This is a genomic window from Pseudonocardia kongjuensis, assembly GCF_039526905.1.
GTDB lineage: Bacteria > Actinomycetota > Actinomycetes > Mycobacteriales > Pseudonocardiaceae > Pseudonocardia > Pseudonocardia kongjuensis.
Window position 1 is genome coordinate 120,566 of the sequence record NZ_BAAAJK010000034.1, and the last position, 16,082, is coordinate 136,647.

General features: G+C 74.4%; 18 protein-coding genes and 1 tRNA gene. 13 read left to right on the forward strand and 6 right to left on the reverse strand.

Features of this window, described 5'->3' with window-relative positions:
* Window positions 1–46: 46 nt before the first annotated feature.
* Together ABD160_RS24915 and ABD160_RS24920 are read left to right on the forward strand one after the other, a co-directional pair.
* On the forward strand, window positions 47–718 hold the full coding sequence (locus ABD160_RS24915) for a GntR family transcriptional regulator (RefSeq protein WP_344026623.1): 672 nt from the start codon (window positions 47–49) through the stop codon (window positions 716–718).
* Window positions 719–801: 83 nt separating this feature from the next.
* Window positions 802–3,675 (forward strand): FAD-binding and (Fe-S)-binding domain-containing protein, encoded by a 2,874-nt coding sequence (locus tag ABD160_RS24920; RefSeq protein WP_344026624.1) that lies wholly within the window; start codon window positions 802–804, stop codon window positions 3,673–3,675.
* Here ABD160_RS24920 and ABD160_RS24925 read toward each other — a convergent pair.
* Window positions 3,650–4,291 carry a LysE family translocator gene (locus ABD160_RS24925; RefSeq protein ID WP_344026626.1) on the reverse strand — a complete coding sequence of 214 codons (642 nt, stop codon included), beginning with the start codon at window positions 4,289–4,291 and terminating at the stop codon, window positions 3,650–3,652. The genes ABD160_RS24920 and ABD160_RS24925 overlap by 26 nt on opposite strands.
* A 91-nt stretch (window positions 4,292–4,382) precedes the next feature.
* On the opposite strand from ABD160_RS24925, the gene ABD160_RS24930 reads away from it, so the two are divergent.
* The 3 genes from ABD160_RS24930 to ABD160_RS24940 all read left to right on the forward strand — a co-directional run bounded on the left by ABD160_RS24930 (window position 4,383) and on the right by ABD160_RS24940 (window position 6,185).
* Window positions 4,383–4,952, forward strand: coding sequence for a hypothetical protein (locus ABD160_RS24930; protein WP_344026628.1), 570 nt, complete (start codon window positions 4,383–4,385; stop codon window positions 4,950–4,952).
* Window positions 4,953–5,146: 194 nt separating this feature from the next.
* On the forward strand, window positions 5,147–5,803 hold the full coding sequence (locus ABD160_RS24935) for a CPBP family intramembrane glutamic endopeptidase (RefSeq protein WP_344026630.1): 657 nt from the start codon (window positions 5,147–5,149) through the stop codon (window positions 5,801–5,803).
* 82 nt (window positions 5,804–5,885) lie between these two features.
* Window positions 5,886–6,185 carry a GNAT family N-acetyltransferase gene (locus ABD160_RS24940; RefSeq protein WP_344026632.1) on the forward strand — a complete coding sequence of 100 codons (300 nt, stop codon included), beginning with the start codon at window positions 5,886–5,888 and terminating at the stop codon, window positions 6,183–6,185.
* Between the two features lie 4 nt (window positions 6,186–6,189).
* On the opposite strand, the gene ABD160_RS24945 is transcribed toward ABD160_RS24940, so the two are convergent.
* Window positions 6,190–6,579, reverse strand: a complete 390-nt coding sequence (locus tag ABD160_RS24945; RefSeq protein WP_344026634.1) for a nuclear transport factor 2 family protein — start codon at window positions 6,577–6,579, stop codon at window positions 6,190–6,192.
* Window positions 6,580–6,712: 133 nt separating this feature from the next.
* On the opposite strand from ABD160_RS24945, the gene ABD160_RS24950 reads away from it, so the two are divergent.
* From ABD160_RS24950 to ABD160_RS24960, 3 genes are all read left to right on the forward strand, one after another.
* On the forward strand, window positions 6,713–7,573 hold the full coding sequence (locus ABD160_RS24950; protein ID WP_344026636.1) for an alpha/beta fold hydrolase: 861 nt from the start codon (window positions 6,713–6,715) through the stop codon (window positions 7,571–7,573).
* Window positions 7,570–8,085, forward strand: a complete 516-nt coding sequence (locus ABD160_RS24955) for an anthrone oxygenase family protein (protein ID WP_344026638.1) — start codon at window positions 7,570–7,572, stop codon at window positions 8,083–8,085. Before ABD160_RS24950 ends, ABD160_RS24955 begins: the two co-directional genes overlap by 4 nt.
* Window positions 8,086–8,277: 192 nt before the next feature.
* Window positions 8,278–8,637 carry a DUF4345 domain-containing protein gene (locus ABD160_RS24960; RefSeq protein ID WP_344026640.1) on the forward strand — a complete coding sequence of 120 codons (360 nt, stop codon included), beginning with the start codon at window positions 8,278–8,280 and terminating at the stop codon, window positions 8,635–8,637.
* Between the two features lie 44 nt (window positions 8,638–8,681).
* On the opposite strand, the gene ABD160_RS24965 is transcribed toward ABD160_RS24960, so the two are convergent.
* Window positions 8,682–8,758 (reverse strand) — tRNA-Leu (locus tag ABD160_RS24965).
* A 34-nt stretch (window positions 8,759–8,792) separates the two neighbouring features.
* Between ABD160_RS24965 and ABD160_RS24970 the strand changes: the two genes are divergently transcribed.
* Both ABD160_RS24970 and ABD160_RS24975 read left to right on the forward strand, forming a co-directional pair.
* Window positions 8,793–9,611, forward strand: coding sequence for a class I SAM-dependent methyltransferase (locus ABD160_RS24970; RefSeq protein WP_344026642.1), 819 nt, complete (start codon window positions 8,793–8,795; stop codon window positions 9,609–9,611).
* Between the two features lie 27 nt (window positions 9,612–9,638).
* Window positions 9,639–9,971, forward strand: a complete 333-nt coding sequence (locus ABD160_RS24975) for a hypothetical protein (protein ID WP_344026644.1) — start codon at window positions 9,639–9,641, stop codon at window positions 9,969–9,971.
* 140 nt (window positions 9,972–10,111) lie between these two features.
* Here ABD160_RS24975 and ABD160_RS24980 read toward each other — a convergent pair whose 3' ends face one another.
* Both ABD160_RS24980 and ABD160_RS24985 read right to left on the reverse strand, forming a co-directional pair.
* On the reverse strand, window positions 10,112–10,828 hold the full coding sequence (locus tag ABD160_RS24980; RefSeq protein ID WP_344026646.1) for a uracil-DNA glycosylase: 717 nt from the start codon (window positions 10,826–10,828) through the stop codon (window positions 10,112–10,114).
* Window positions 10,825–11,778: a Ppx/GppA phosphatase family protein gene (locus ABD160_RS24985; RefSeq protein ID WP_344026648.1), complete on the reverse strand. Its 954-nt coding sequence runs from the start codon at window positions 11,776–11,778 to the stop codon at window positions 10,825–10,827. Before ABD160_RS24985 ends, ABD160_RS24980 begins: the two co-directional genes overlap by 4 nt.
* A gap of 86 nt (window positions 11,779–11,864) precedes the next feature.
* Between ABD160_RS24985 and ABD160_RS24990 the strand changes: the two genes are divergently transcribed.
* The 3 genes from ABD160_RS24990 (at window position 11,865) to ABD160_RS25000 (ending at window position 15,459) form a co-directional block, all read left to right on the forward strand.
* Complete coding sequence (locus ABD160_RS24990) at window positions 11,865–13,538, forward strand: acyl-CoA dehydrogenase family protein (protein ID WP_344026650.1); 1,674 nt, start codon at window positions 11,865–11,867, stop codon at window positions 13,536–13,538.
* 174 nt (window positions 13,539–13,712) lie between these two features.
* Window positions 13,713–14,672, forward strand: a complete 960-nt coding sequence (locus ABD160_RS24995) for an ABC transporter substrate-binding protein (protein ID WP_344026652.1) — start codon at window positions 13,713–13,715, stop codon at window positions 14,670–14,672.
* Window positions 14,665–15,459 carry a siderophore-interacting protein gene (locus ABD160_RS25000; RefSeq protein WP_344026654.1) on the forward strand — a complete coding sequence of 265 codons (795 nt, stop codon included), beginning with the start codon at window positions 14,665–14,667 and terminating at the stop codon, window positions 15,457–15,459. The genes ABD160_RS24995 and ABD160_RS25000 overlap by 8 nt, the downstream gene beginning before the upstream one ends.
* Window positions 15,460–15,463: 4 nt before the next feature.
* Here ABD160_RS25000 and ABD160_RS25005 read toward each other — a convergent pair whose 3' ends face one another.
* Complete coding sequence (locus ABD160_RS25005; RefSeq protein ID WP_344026656.1) at window positions 15,464–15,976, reverse strand: VOC family protein; 513 nt, start codon at window positions 15,974–15,976, stop codon at window positions 15,464–15,466.
* Between the last annotated feature and the right edge of the window lie 106 nt (window positions 15,977–16,082).

Genomic DNA, 16,082 nt, shown 5'->3' on the forward strand with positions numbered 1-16,082 from the left:
CCTTACAGTGACGGTGCGTAGAATCGTCGGTGAGCGAAGGAGTGTCATGGAACGGCTCGCCGACCAGCCCAGCAAGGCCGACCAGCTCACCGTCGCCGTGCGGGACGCGATCCGCAGCGGCGAGCTGACACCGGACCGTCTCTACTCGGCCCAGGAGCTCGGCGAGCTGTTCGGCGTCTCCCGGACCCCGGTCCGGGAGGCCCTGCTGAAACTGGCGAACGCGGGCCTGGTCCGGATCGAGCGCAACCGGGGCGCCCGCGTCCTGCACAGCACCGAGGCCGACATCACCGAGGTGTCGACGCTGCGGCTGCTGCTGGAGCCGGCCGCCACCGGCCGCGCCGCGCTCGCCCCGGACTTCCCGGTCGCCGAGCTCACGGCGACCCTCGACCGGATGCAGGCGCACGCCGACGAGCCCGAGGAGTTCTTCCGGGCCGACTGCGACTTCCACGACGTGATCATGCGGGCCGGCGGCAACCAGCGGCTGGCGGGCATCGTGCTCTCGCTGCGCGACGCGATCGCGTTGCAGGGCAGGCGCAGCATGCCGAACGTCCGGGGCGCCACCCAGATCATCGCCGAGCACCGCGCGGTCGCCGACGCCGTCGCGAGCGGCGACCGCGACCGGGCGAGCGCGGCGATGCGCGAGCACTTGCTCAGCACGGCCGACGTGTTGAGCGAGGACTCGGCCACCTGGCGGCAGGAGTGGGAGCGCTGGGCCTGACGGTCCCGCCGCGCCCGGCCCAGCACGACTTACCCATGAGTAGCATGTAACGTGCAATTCACCACCACGCGAGAGGGGCGGGCATGCTCGACGTCGACACCCGGTCACCGGCACCCGTCGTGCCCGATCCCGCCCTGGCCGCGGCGCTGCACCGGCACGGCCTGGACTACCGCGACGACCCCGGCACCCGGGCGATGTACGCCACCGACGCCTCGCTGTACCGGATCCCGCCGCAGGGCGTGGTGCGCCCCCGCGACACCGACGACGTGCTCGCCGCCCTGGCCGTCTGCCGCGAGCTCGGCGTGCCGCTGACCTCCCGCGGCGCCGGCACCTCGGTCGCCGGCAACGCGATCGGCCCCGGTGTCGTGCTGGACTTCAGCCGGCACATGAACCGGGTGCTCTCGATCGATCCGCAGGCCCGCACCGCACTCGTCGAACCGGGCACCGTGCAGGCCGCGCTGCAGGCCCGGGCGGCCGGGCACGGGCTGCGCTTCGGCCCCGACCCGTCGACACACACCCGCTGCACGATCGGCGGCATGATCGGCAACAACGCCTGCGGCGCACGCAGCCTGGGCTACGGCCGCACCTCCGACAACGTGGCCGGGCTGGAGCTGGTCACCGCGGCCGGCGAGCGGATCGGCACCGGGTACGACGCGGCCGGCCGGCCCACCGTCACCGGCGACACCGACCTGGTCGCCCGCCTGCAGGACCTGATGGCCGGGTTCCTGGCCGTCGGCCGCACCGAGTTCGACCGGTTCGGCAGGCAGGTCTCCGGCTACGCCGTGCAGCACCTGCTCCCCGAGCGGTTCGACCTCGGACAGGCACTCGTCGGCTCCGAGGGCACCCTCGGTGTGCTCACCGCGGCGACCGTCCGGCTGGTCCGCGACCCCGCACACCGGGTGATGGTGGCGCTGGGCTTCGACGACATCGTCGCTGCGGGCGAGGCCGCCCCGCTGGTCGTGGGATACCGGCCGACCGCGTGTGAGGGGCTCGACTCCCGGCTGGTCGACGTCGTCCGCACCCGGCGCGGGGCCGACCGGGTACCGGAGCTCCCGGACGGCCGGGCCTGGCTGTTCGTCGAGCTCGCCGGGGACGACCGGGACGAGGTCATGGACCGGGCGGCCACGCTCGCCGGATCCGGGATCTCCGCGCGCACCCGGATCGTCGACGACCCGGCCGTGGCCGCGCCGCTGTGGCGGATCCGGGAGGACGGCGCCGGACTGGCCGGGATCGCCCCGTCCGGGAAGCGGGCCTGGGCCGGCTGGGAGGACGCCGCCGTCCCGCCCGACTCGCTCGGCGCCTACCTGGCGGAGTTCGACGAGCTGCTGGCCACCCACGAGCTGACCTCCGCCCCGTTCGGGCACTTCGGCGAGGGCTGCATCCACGTGCGGCTGGACTTTCCGTTCGACCGCGCGGACGGCACCACCGCGTTCCGTGAGTTCCTCGCGGCGGCCGCGAAGCTAGTCGCGAAGTTCGGCGGGACGCTGTCCGGCGAGCACGGCGACGGCCGGGCCCGCAGCGCGCTGCTGCCGACCATGTACTCGCCGGAGGCGCTGCGCCTGTTCGGCGGACTGAAGGCCGTCTTCGACCCGGACGCCCTGCTCAACCCCGGCGTGCTGGTCGACCCGGATCCCGTCGACCGCTCGGTGCGGTTCACCGCGGACCTGCCGCTTGTCGGCTCGCGGGGCTTCCGGTTCGACCACGACGGCGGCGACCTCGGCAACGCCGTGCACCGGTGCACCGGGGTCGGCAAGTGCCGCGCCGACAACTCCGGGCACGGCGGCCTGATGTGCCCGTCGTACCTGGCCACCCGCGAGGAGAAGGACTCCACCCGCGGCCGGGCCCGGGTGCTGCAGGAGATGATCCGCGGCGAGCGGACCGACTGGCGGGCCCCCGAGGTGCACGAGGCGCTGGATCTCTGCCTGTCCTGCAAGGGCTGCACCTCGGACTGCCCGACCGGGATCGACATGCCCAGCTACAAGTCCGAGGTGCTGCACCGCGCCTACAAGGGACGGATCCGGCCGCGGTCGCACTACTCGCTGGGCATGCTGCCGCGCTGGGCCCAGCTGGCCGGGCTGGCGCCGCGGCTCGCCAACCGGGCGGCGACGCTGCCCGGGATCGGCCGGCTGATGCTCCGCGTGGCCGGTGTGGACGGCCGGCGCTCGATCCCGGCATTCGCGACGACACCGTTCCGCCGCTGGTGGCGGCGCACCGGCTCGGCCGCGGCCACCGGCGGCACCCCGGTGCTGCTGTTCACCGACAGCTTCACCGAGGGCTTCTCCCCCGCCGCCGCGCAGGCCACCGTCGCGCTGCTGCGCCGCGCCGGATTCGAGCCGCAGGTCCCCCGCAATCAGCTCTGCTGTGGGCTGACCTGGATCTCCACCGGCCAGCTCGACGCCGCCCGCCGGATCCTGCGCCGCACCACCGGCGAGCTGGCCGCGGCGACGGCCGCCGGGATCCCGATCGTCGGGCTGGAGCCGTCGTGCACCGCGGTGCTGCGCAGCGACGCCGTCGAACTGCTCGGCACCGACGACGCCCGGGCCGTCGCCGGCAACACGTTCACCCTCGCCGAGTTCCTGTCCCGGCAGGACGACTGGACCCCGCCGGACCTGTCCGGGACGACGGTCGTCGCCCAGCCGCACTGCCACCACCACGCCGTCATGGGCTGGACGGCCGACCGGGAGCTGCTGACCCGGGCTGGGGCGTCGGTCCGGGCGCTGGCCGGATGCTGCGGGCTGGCCGGGAACTTCGGCGTCGAGCAGGGGCACTACGAGGTGTCGGTGGCGGTCGCGGAGCAGAACCTGCTGCCCGCGCTGGACGCCGAGCCCGACGCCGTCGTGCTGGCCGACGGGTTCTCCTGCCGCACCCAGATCTCCGACCTGCGCGGACGCCCCGCGGTGCACCTGGCCGAGCTGCTGCTCGACGGCCGGGTCACGGAGACGACGGCGCGGGGCTGAACGCGGTCCGCACCGCGAACCCGCCCAGCACGGTGCCGGCGATCCAGCGCTGCACGGTCATCGCCCGCGGCCGCGCGGCCAGGAACCCGGACACCGACGCGGCGGTCAGCACGATCAGCGCGTTCACCGTGACCGCGACGGCGATCTGGGTGCCGCCGAGCTGGAGCAGCTGGCTCCAGGTGGCGCCGTCGGCCGGGGTGACGAACTGCGGCAGCAGCGCCGCGTACATCAGCGCGATCTTGGGGTTCAGCAGGTTGGTGAGCAGGCCCATCCCGAACAGCCGCGCGTCCGACTCGGGTGCGAGATCGCGGGCCTGGAACGGCGAGCGGCCGCCGGGGCGCAGCATGGTCCAGGCCAGCCACGCCAGGTACACCGCTCCGGCGATCTTCACCGTGGTGTACGCGGCCGGGACGGCGGCGAACAGCGCGGACAGCCCGGCCGCCGCGGCCACCAGGTAGCAGACGAACCCGGCGGCCGTCCCGGCGAGCGAGACGAGCCCGGCGCGGCGGCCCTGGGAGATCGCCCGGGAGGTCAGGTAGATCATGTTCGGCCCCGGCGTGAGGACCATGCCGAGTGCGATCACGACGACACCCAGTACCGCGGACAGCTCGATCACGATCCGACCCAAGCACGCCCGGCCGGCGGCTGACCACCGGATTCCCGCCCGGCTAGGGTGATGCATGTCGCAACGATCGAGGGAATCGGACGTGCTCCAGCCGTCGTCGTACACCGGGATCCTGCTGGCCGGCCCACCCGCTTCGGGGAAGCGCACGGTCGCGTTCGCACTCACCAGCCTGCGGCGCAGCTACGCCCGCGTCCCCGCGCTGACGACCGCCACCGATCCGCCGGTGGACGCCGAACCGGCCGCCCGGGCGCACCTCGACGAGCTGCGGTCCTGGGCCCAGGTGCTGCACGAGTTCACCGTGGACGGCTCCGGGTACCTCTACGACCGGGAGCGCCCGGCCGGGCTGCGCGAACAGGGGCGCCTCCCGGTCGTGTGCGTCGAGGACGCCGACGCACCGGCCGCGTTCCGGCGCGAGTCGGCCGGCTGGCTCCCGGTGCTGCTGTGGTGCCCGGCCCCGGAGGCGCGGGCCAGGGCCGGCCGGGGGCTCCGCGGCCCGGTCGACCGCGGCTGGACGCGCCGGTGGGAGCGGTCGAGCAAGGCCCTGCTGGGCGCGGCGACGCACTTCACCCTCACCCTGCGGACCGACCGGCTGGACGCCGTCGACGCCGCCCGGATCATCCACGCCGCCGCGCAGGCGACCGCCCCGGGGTGAGCACCGGGTCCCCTCCGGTGGCGGCCGCCGGCGCCTGCTCCTAGGTTTCGCCGGGTACCACGCGCGCCGCGGAGGAGGCCACCATCAGCACCGAGCACGGTGGCGCCACCGCTCGCGGACCGGCCCGGTTCGGCCGCGCGGTCGAGCGCGGCGACGGCGCCGACTTCCCCTTCTACGACGGGACGCCGGTCGGGGTGTCCACCGGCCGCTGGCTCGCGCTGTGGTCCGCCTGCCTGGTCGCCTTCCTCGTCCTGTCCCTGGTCCCACTGGACGGCCCGTCCGCGCTGGTCCGGCAGTCCGCGTTCACCGCGATCATGCTGGGTGCCCTCGGGTGGGCCACCGGCCGCTGGTGGACGGCGCTCTTCCGCCGGGTGACGCTGCGCGACGCCGGGCTCATGGTGGTGTTCGCCGTGCTGGGGATGATCACCTCGGGGGTGGCGGCACTCGTCGTCCGGAGCCTGTTCGCGGTGTCCGCGAACCCGTTGAGCGGCGGCACCCGGGGTGGCACCGGCCAGACGATCGTGGAGTGGGTCGGCGACGCGGTTCAGCTGCTCGGCGAGGAGCTGATGACGTTGCTGCCGTTCCTGGCGCTGCTGCACATCCTGACCGGACGCGCCGGGCTCGGCCGGCGCCCGGCGATCGTCTGGGCGGCGCTGGTCACCGCGGTCTGGTTCGGCGCCCTGCACCTGCCGACTTACGACTGGAACGTCGCGCAGTCGCTGATCGTGATCGGTGCCGCCCGGCTGGTGCTGACGCTGGCCTACATCCGCACGAAGAACCTGTGGGTGCCGGTCGGCGCCCACATCCTGTTCGACACGACCGTCCTGTTCCTGGTGCCCGCGCTGACCTGAGCGGCCGGCCGGCCGTCGGGATGTGCGGCACGACCGCCGCGCCCACCGGGCGCCGGCCCGCCGGTCGGCCATGATCGAACCCATGACCACCGGCACCGACGGCCCGACGCTCCGGCCGGCCGCCCCGCAGGACGTCGGCACGCTGCACCGGTTCGTCGTCGAGCTGGCGGCGGCCGAGGCGTTCCCCGGGGCCGTCGAGACCCTGCTCGGGCACCTCGCCCGGCTCGCCGTCGAGCGCGGGTGCGGGCGGCTGGAGTGGTGGGTACTGCACAGCAACGACGGCGCGATCCGGTTCTACGAGCGGTTACGGGCACGCGGCCTGGACGAGATCGGGGTGATGCGCCTGGACGGGTCCGCGCTCGAACGGCTCGGCCGCGGGTGAGCGGTCAGAACATGCCGTTGTCGTTCGCCGAGGTCGCCGGGACGACCTGCAGGACGTCCCAGTGCTCGACGACCTTCCCGTCGTCGTCGACCCGGAAGATGTCGATGCCGGCGTAGTCCTCGCCGCCCGGCCAGCTCTGGTGGCAGTGCAGCACCACCAGGTTCCCCTCCGCGACGACCCGGACGAACCGCACCGACTTGCCCGGGTACTCCGCCGCCATCCGTTCGAAGTAGTCGATGAACGCCTGCTTGCCGTCGGCGACGTGCACGTTGTGCTGGATGTAGGTCGCCCCCGCGTAGCGCTCGATCGCCTCGGCAGGCCGGCTCCGGTTGAACATCAGGTCGTAGAACGCCCGGACGTTGTCCTTGTTGCGCTGCAGGTCGGTGTCGGTCACGGCGCGCTCGCCTCCGGTGCAGGAGTGGGTAGGACGGCCCAACCCCGGCGCGGTCGCGTTCATTCCGCGTGGCGATGAGTTCGCCGCGCCGGACCGGTCCCCCTTTCGCGACCGCCACGACAGGAGGCCGACCGTGAGCATCCACCTCGTCCGCCCGGACGACCACACGGAACTGCACGTCGAGTCGATCGGGGGGATCGGCGGCGATCCGCTGGTACTGCTGGGCGGTGCGACGTGGTCCAAGGACTGGTGGGACGACCGGCTGTGCGCACTGTTCGCCGACGCCGGGTTCCGGGTGGTCCGCTTCGACCAGCGCGACACCGGCGAGTCGACGTTCTGGCCGCCCGGCGGGCCCGGCTACACCGGTGCCGATCTGGTGTCCGACGTGGTCGCCGTCATGGACGGGCTCGAACTCGGTGGCGCGCACGTCGTCGGGCTGTCGATGGGCGGCGGGCTCGCCCAGCAGCTCGCGTTCCGGTACAGCTCGCGTGTGCTGTCCTCGACCCTGATGTCGACCAGCCCGGCCGGCCCGGTCCGGTCGGAGCTGCCCGGCCCGACGCCCGCGATCGCCCGGCTGTTCACCGAGGCCGCGGACGAACCCGACTGGGCGGACCGGGCGGCGGTCGTCGAGCACCTGGTGGAGGGCGAGCGCCCCTTCGCCGGGCCGGGGAGCTTCGACGAGGACGTCGTCCGGGCGACCGCCGGACGGGTCGTCGACCGCACCCGCAGCCTGCCCAGCGCGATGACCAACCACTTCCTGCTCTCCGACGGCGGTGCGGCACCCGTCGAGCTGTCCGAGCTGGGCTCCCGGCCCACCCTGGTCGTGCACGGGACGGCCGATCCGCTGTTCCCGGTCGAGCACGGTCGCGCGCTGGCGGAGCACATCCCGGGCGCCGAACTGCTGGAGCTCGCCGACGTCGGCCACCAGCTTCCGCCGCCCCGGCACTGGGACGCGCTGGTCGGCGCCGTGGCGCGGCAGCGGGAGCTCCGGTGATCACGCCGGAGCCTGCCGGTGAGCCGAGCCGACCGGCCCTGGCCCTCGCCCGGCTGACCCACGCCCAGTGGCTCGCCGTGAACCTCTACGAGGCCGTCGTCCGGATGCCCGAGCGGCTCGCCGACGAGCACGACCGCGCGGATCGGCCGCCGGGGCGGGGGCCGCTGCGCCGGGGCAGCCCGGCCCACTACCACGTTCCCGCGATCCCGCTGGTGCTCGGCTCGGCGGTCGCTGCGGCCGGCACCGGGCCGGGCTCCCCGGGCGCCCGGCGGGCAGCCCTGGTCGCGGCGGGATCGTCGCTCGTCGCGACCGTCCTGTCCGGATACCTCGTCCGGACGGTCAACCTGCGGCTGCTCGGCGACGGGCCGCCGATCGCCGCGGACGAGCGGGAGCGGCTGCTCGCCCGGTGGGACAAGGTGAACGGGGTCCGGCTGGTGCTGCTGGCCGTCGCCACCGCAGGCTTCGAGTACGCGGGGCGCGCCGATCAAGACAGCTCGGCGCCCGCTGAGTAATGGTTGTGCTGGATGAACCCATGGCGGCATCGTCGGGTTGCAAATCCCCACCGCGCGACCCGGAGGAGCCGACCATGGCCGGACTCGGGAAGACCCGGGCGGCGCTCCGGCTCGGCCCGGCACCCCCCGGTGAATCGGCTGGGGCGACGACCCACGAACTGCAACGATGCCTGCATGTCGACGCTGAGAACGGTGGGACGACTGACCGGGTGGGCGTGCATGGCGATCGGTGGGATCCAGCTCGTCGGCGGGGTGCGCGGCGAGCCGGGCATGACCGGTGACGCGACGGTCGACTCGCACGTCCGGTTCATGGGCCCGGTGTTCGCCGGTTACGGGCTGGCCTGGCTCGACGCCACCGCCGACGACGAACCGGACCTGGACCGGCTGCGGATCCTCGCCGGATTGATGGCGCTCGGCGGCGTCGGGCGGCTGGTGACCCGCGCGACCCGGGGCCGGCCGCACCGGTTCCACGACGCGCTGCTCGCCGTCGAGCTCGCCGCCCCGGTGGTGACGGAGGTGCTGGGCCGGCGCGAGCGGGCCGCGCGCAGGTGACCGGGCGAACCCGCTGTTCAGGGGCGTAGGGTCGATGCCGGATCTGGTGCCCCCGGTGGGATTCGAACCCACACCGGTAACCCTTTTAAGGGGCTTGCCTCTGCCGTTGGGCCACGGGGGCGCCACGCCAGCGTAGCCAGGCGGGGAGGTCGGCGATGGCGGGCACCGAGAAGGTGGACCTGCGCGGCGCCGCCGCGACCCTGCTGATGACCCTCTACATGCGACGGCTCGACGCGCGTTCCCGCAGGCCGATCCTCGGCGACCCGTACGCCGAGGCGGTCTACGACCGGATCGAGCACGACGTGCACGGCCTCTGGCAGGTCGCGGGCGACGCCGCCACCATCGCCGCCCGGGCCGCCGTACTGGACGGCTGGACCCGGGAGTTCCTGGGCACCGAGTCGCACGGCCAGGTGCTGCACCTGGGCTGCGGATTGGACAGCCGCCCGCTGCGGCTGGCGGTGCCGCCGACCGTCCGCTGGCTCGACGTCGACCAGCCGGAGGTGATCGACGTCCGGCGGCGGCTGTACACCTTCCCGGAGCACGTCGTGCAGGTTGCCGGCTCGGTCACCGGCGAGACGTGGTGGGAGGCGGTGGACCCGGACCGGCCGACACTCGTCGTCGCCGAGGGCCTGTTCATGTACCTCCGGCCCGCCACGGTGCACGCCGTCGTCGACCGGGTCGTCGACGGGACCCGGCGGGCCGAGCTGGCCTTCGACGCCGTCTCCCCGTGGACGGTCACGATGTCCCGCTGGACCCCGACGTTCCGTGCCCTGGGCACCGGTTTCCGGTGGGCCTGGAACCCGGCCGACTTCGCCCACCGCCACCCCACGCTGCGCGAGCTCGACGACGTCGCGATCATCGACGAGCTGACGATCCGGCATCCGCGGGTGTGGCTGCGGCCGCTGCTGTCCGCCGCCGGGCACCTTCCGACGCTGCAGGACGCGATGCGCCTGCACCGCTTCACCACCCGCTGAGAGAGAAGGCCACCGACCGTGTCCGTCGTGCAGACCGTCGCGAGACCGTTCAACGCCGTCGTCGACGCCCTGTTGCGTTCCCCGCGGCTGCGCGGGCTGGTGCAGGGCCGGATGACGGTCCTGACCTACACCGGGCGCCGGTCCGGCCGGGAGGTCCGCCTCCCGGTCGGCTACGAGCGGGGCGGCCCGGAGCGGGTGCTGGTGCGGGTCGGGCTGCCCTACCGGAAGACGTGGTGGCGCAACTTCACCGGCGACGGGCATCCGGTCACGGTCCTGCTCGACGGCCGGGAGCGGGTGGGGCACGGCGTCGTCGTCCGCGACGCCGGCCGGGTCACCGTCGACGTCACGCTGGAGCCGTGAGCCGGTGAGGCCCTGACCGCGCGACTCCCGCCGGGGCGTGACTGACGGGCGGGGTGAGCAGAGCAGCGCGCGAGGTGAGCAGAGCAAAGCGAGGTACACACAGACCCCCTGCCTGCGGCGATGCCGTGCCGGCGGGGCGGTTACCGGGGCGCCGGGGAGAGCCCGGCGGCCCGGGCGGCGTCGGCGAGGACCTGCTCGAGCATCGCCGGGGTCAGGCGTCCGGTGAAGGTGTTCTGCTGGCTCACGTGGTAGCAGCCGAACAGCTCCAGCGGCGCGCGGCCGGGGCCGGACGGGCTCAGCGTCACCGAGGTTCCGTGCCCGAAGCGCGGCCTCGGCCGCGGGATCTCCCAGCCGGCCCCGGCGAGCACCGGTAACAGCGCCTGCCAGCCGAACCCGCCCAGCACCATGATCGACCGCACGGTCGGGGCCAGCAGGTCCAGCTCGCGTTCCAGCCAGCTCCGGCAGGTGTCCCGCTCGGCGGGGGTGGGCTTGTTCTCCGGCGGCGCGCAGTGCACCGGCGCGGTGATCCGGACGCCGTACAGCTCCAGGCCGTCCCTCGCGTGGACGGAGGTCGGCTGCGACGCCAGGCCGACCGCGTGCATCGCGGCGTAGAGCACGTCGCCGCTGCGGTCGCCGGTGAACATCCGGCCGGTGCGGTTGGCGCCGTGCGCGGCGGGGGCCAGCCCGACGACGAGCATCGCCGCGTCGGCCGGGCCGAAGCCGGGCACCGGGCGTCCCCAGTAGGTCTGGTCGCGGTAGGCGGCCCGCTTCTCCTCCGCGACCCGCTCGCGCCACTCGACCAGCCGCGGGCAGGCCCGGCACTCGGCGATCTGCCGGTCCAGCAGGGCCAGGCTCATGCGATCGAGCGCGCGATGCCGTCCAGGATGTCGTGCTCGGAGACGACCACGCGGTCGATCCCGGCGCGCGCGTGCAGCTCGTCGGCCAGCGCCTGTACGACCAGCGATCCGGCGCCGATCACGTCCACCCGGCCCGGGTGCAGCGCACCGTGCTTCTCGCGCTCCGCGCGCGGGGAGTGGATCAGCAGGTCGGCGACCCGGTGCAGCTCGTCGCGGGACAGCGTCGACAGGTGCACCGCCTCCGGATCGTAGCTCGGCAGCTCCTGGGCGATCCCGGACAGCGTGGTGATCGTCCCGGCGACGCCGACCCAGGTCCGGGCGCCCTCGACCGGCACCGACGCGAACGCCTCGGCCAGCACCTCTGCGGCGACCCGGCGGGCCTGCTCCACCTCGGACTCCGACGGCGGGTCGGACGGCAGGCAGCGCTCGGTCAGCCGGACCGATCCCATGTCCACCGACCGGGCCGCGGTGACCTCGGCGACACCGTCGCGCAGCTCGCCGACGACGACCTCGGTGGAGCCGCCGCCGACGTCGGTCACCACGAACGGGCCGTCGTCCGGGTCGAGGTCGCCGACCGCGCCGACGAACGACAGCCGGGCCTCCTCGTCGCCGGTGATGATCTCCGCCTCGACGCCGAGGGTGTCGCGCACCATCGTGAAGAAGTCCTCGCGGTTGGCGGCGTCGCGGGTCGCCGAGGTGGCGACCATCCGGACCCGCTCGGCACCCTTGCGGCGGGCCGCGACGGCGTAGTCGACGAGCGCGACCCGGGTCCGTTCCAGGGCCTCCGGATCGAGCCGGCCGGTCGCGTCGACACCCTTCCCCAGCCGGACGATCCGCATCTCCCGGTGCAGGTCGCGCAGCTCCTTGGCGCCGTCGAACGCCTCGGTCACGTCGGCGACGAGCAGGCGGATCGAGTTGGTCCCGCAGTCGATGGCGGCCACCCGCGACATCGGCACTCCCTGGGCTGGACGACCGGTCGCCGCCACCGTACGCGGAAGCCTGGAGCCGGACCCGCCGGTCAAGTTACTCTCGGGTAGTGACGACGACGCACACCCGGCCGGAGACGCCGGCCCCCGTGTCCGATCTCGGCACCCACGAGGTCACGAACCAGGTCCCGCCGCGACCGGACGGCGACCTGCTCGACGCCGACCCCGCGCTGACCGAGGCGCTGGACCGGGAGGGCGGCGACCGGGCCGCGCTGGAGCGGCTGGCCGCCGTGGTCGGCACCGCGGCGCACCGCGAGCACGCCCGCGCCGCGAACACCCACGAGCCGGAGCTGCGCACCCACGACCGCACCGGGCACCGGATCGACGAGGTCGGCTTCCACCCGTCGTGGCACGAGCTGATGCGGGTGAGCGTCGAGCACGGCCTCGGCGCCGCGCCCTGGGCGTCCGCACCCGGCACCGGCGCGCACCTGACCCGCGCCGCCGGGTTCTACCTGACCTCGCAGGTCGAGCAGGGCCACCTGTGCCCGATCTCGATGACCTACGCCGCGGTCCCCGCGCTGCGGCACGCCCCGGAGCTGGCCGCCGCCTACGAGCCCGGGCTGACCGCCCGCAGCTACGCCCCCGGGCTCGCCGTCCCGGCCGGCAAGGCCGGCCTGCTCGCCGGGATGTCGATGACCGAGAAGCAGGGCGGCTCCGACGTCCGGTCCGGCACCACGGTGGCCGCACCGCAACCGGACGGCAGCTACCGGCTGACCGGGCACAAGTGGTTCACCTCGGCCCCGATGAACGACCTGTTCCTCACCCTCGCCCAGGCGCCCGGCGGGCTGACCTGCCTGGTCCTGCCGCGGGTCCTGCCGGACGGCACGCGCAACGCGATCCGGCTGCAGCGGCTCAAGGACAAGCTGGGCAACCGGTCGAACGCGTCGTCGGAGATCGAGTACACCGGCGCGGTCGGCTGGCGGATCGGCGACGAGGGCCGCGGCGTCCGGACGATCATCGAGATGGTCTCGATGACCCGGCTGGACTGCGTGCTCGGCGCCGCCGGGACGCAGCGGGCGGCCGTCGTCGAGGCCGCGCACCACGCCGCGCACCGGTCGGCGTTCGGCGCCCGGCTGATCGAGGCGCCGCTGATGCGCGAGGTGCTCGCCGAGCTGGCCGCGGAGACCGAGGCCGCGACCGTGCTGGCGATGCGGCTGGCCGGCGCGGTGGACCGCGGCGAGACGGCGCTGCTGCGGCTCGCGCTGCCGGTGTCGAAGTACCTGGTGTGCAAGCGGACCTCCGCGGTGGTGGCGGAGGCGCTGGAATGCCTGGGCGGCAACGGCTACGTCGAGGAGTCCGATCTGCCCCGGCTGTACCGGGAGGCGCCGCTCAACTCGATCTGGGAGGGCGCGGGCAACGTCACCGCGCTCGACGCGCTGCGCGCGATCACCCGCGAGCCGGACGCGGTCGACGCACTGCTCACCGAGATCGACCTGGCCGCCGGGCGGGACCCGCGGCTGGACGCGACGACCGCAGCGCTGCGCACCGAGCTGGCCGCACCGCAGGAACGCCGGGCCCGCCGGCTCGCCGAGCTGGCCGCGCTCGCACTGCAGGGCTCACTGCTCGTCCGGCACGCCCCGGCCGCGGTCGCGGAGACCTTCCTGACGACCCGGCTGGACACCGGAGGCCCGCTGCGCACGGCCGGGACCCGGCCCGGCGGGGGCACCGGGAGCACGGTGGACGCCGTGCTGGAGCGGGCGACCACGGCGGCCGGGGGCTTCTGAGAGGAGCCGATCACATCACGTCCGGCCGGGCGAGATGGCTGTTACTTCGGTTTGCCTTCCCTCACACACCGGAGTCGCCCCGTGCCCGTGCTCTGCCCGCCCGCTCCCCGCTCCGTCCTGCAGATCGCGGACGCTCCCCCGATCGCCCTGCACCGCACCGGATGGCCGGCCGTCGTGAGCGAGCTCGATCGGCGCGGGTTCCTCCTCGGCGGTGCCGTCGCCGCGGCCGCCGCCCTGACCGGCTGCGCCACCACGAGCGGTCCGGCCGCTCCGGCGATGATCGACTTCAGCTACCAGGGCGTCGAGACCCGGATCCCGGCCGAGCCGACCCGGGTCGCCGTCGTCGAGGGCCGCGGCGACCTGGAGTTCGCCCTCGTCGCCGGCTACCCGGTCGTCGCCAGCGGGTTCTACTTCGGCCGCGACGGCGCGCTGCTCGACGAGCTGTCCGAGTTCGATCTCGACGCGATCCAGGAGATCCGGTTCACCACCCAGCAGCCGGACCCCGAGCAGCTCGCGGCACTCGAACCGGACCTGATCGTGATGCGGGCCAACGCCTTCCAGCAGGACTTCTACGGCAACGACCTGCTCACCCGGATCGCCCCGATCCTCGCGGTACAGGCCGGTCGGCCGCAGTGGGTCGAGGACGTCACCGGGCAGGCGGCCGGTCTGCAGCGGGAGGACCGCGGGCAGAGCGAGATCGAGCGCTACGAGGCGCTCGTCGCCGAGGCCCGCGAGGCGCTCGGCGACATCCCCGACCGGCTCACCCTGACCATGGGCACCGCCCTGGACACCGGTGGCATGTACGTGTGGGCGAACCTGCTCGCGAACCGGGTCGCGGCCGATCTCGGCTTCACCCAGCCGCACTACGACCCGTCCGCCGCCGAGCCGTACTTCGAGGTCGGCGGCGAGGAGCTCGGCACCGCCGCGAACGCCGACGTCCTGTTCGTCCAGAGCCTGGACGACCGCCCCGCGCTGCAGGAGTCCCCGCTGTTCCGGGCCCGGCCCGCCGCGGTCGCGAACCGGGTGTTCGATCTCGACGCCACCCTGAACAACGGCCTCGGCCGCGCCGCCTGCGGGGTCGTCCGCCGGATCCGGACCGCGCTCACCGGCGACACGGCGGCCACCGGTGGCTGAGCCGGACGCGGCGCGCCGGGCGGCCCGCAACCTGCGCACCGAGCACCGGCTCTACCGGGCCACCGTGTCCGGCGCCGCGCAGGTGTCGCCACACCTGCGGCGGATCACGCTGGTGGCGCCGGAGTTCGCCGATCTCGATCCGCTCGGCCCCGACGAGTTCTTCGGCCTGCTGCTGCCCCCCGCGGGCCGGCCGCTCACGCTGCCCGGTTCGGGCGACGACATCCGGTCGGCGCTGGCCGGGCTGCCCGAGCCGGACCGCCCGACGCTGCGCTGGTACACGCTGCGCCACCACCGCCCGGCCGGGGCGGCCGTCGACATCGACTTCGTCGTGCACGGCGACGAGGGCCCCGGCAGCCGCTGGGCGCTCGGCGCCCGCGCCGGCGACGTCGTCGGCGTCCGGGAGTCCGGCGCGCCGTACCTGCTGCCCCCCGGCGCCCGCGGCCAGGTGCTGATCGGCGACGAGACGGCGCTGCCCGCGCTCGCCCGCATCCTGGAGTCCGCACCGGCGGTCGACACCGTCGCGCTCGTCGAGGTCCCCGACCTCGACGACGCGGTCGATCTCGCCGCCGGCCCGATCCGGGTCCCCCGGGGCGGGCGGGCCCCGGGGGCGGCGCTGCTCCCCGTGCTGGAGGACGCGACGCTGCCGGACACGATCGACTACGCCTGGGTCTGCGGCGAGGCCGATCTCGTGCGGCGGGCGCGGCGCCATCTCGTCGAGGAGCGCGGCGTGCCGAAGGAGCGGATCATGTTCTCCGGGTACTGGCGGCTGGGCCAGGCCCGGGGCTGACCCGCTACCGTCCCGGGTCGTTCCAGGTGTCGTAGTTCAGCGCCTCGAGATCGGTCTCGAAGTCACCGCCGTAGAACCGGCCGAGATCGATGCTGCCGACGTCGGAGTACCCCTCGTGGCAGTACAGCTCGAACAGGTTGCCCGAGGGGTCCCGGAAGTACATCAGGGCCTCGCTGCGGAACCGGGTCCACACCTGGTCGCACGGCACGCCGAACTCGGTCAGCCGGTCGCGCAGCGCATCCATCCGGTCCGGGGCGACGTCCAGCCCGTAGTGCGGGTACTCGGCCCGGCGGCCGGTGGCGGCGCCCTTGTCCTGCGCGGAGAACCCGAGCAGGAAGTTGCCCGGCATCGCCACGATGCCGAAGCCGTCGTTCTCGAAGGTGCCGAGGACCTGGGCACCGAAGATGGTGCTCCAGAAGCGCAGCGCCTCGTGCACGTCCCGCACGGGCATCGCCACGTGGTTGAAGCCGACGATGCCGGTGGTGGCGGCGTCGGTCCCGGGTACGGAGGTGGTCATGGCCTTCTCCTCTCGACGGGAGGAGGCCCCCGGCCCCCTCGCCGAGCAGCCATCGCAGCACCGGCACACCCGCGTCGGCCACCGATCCGTTCCGGTGACCGAACCG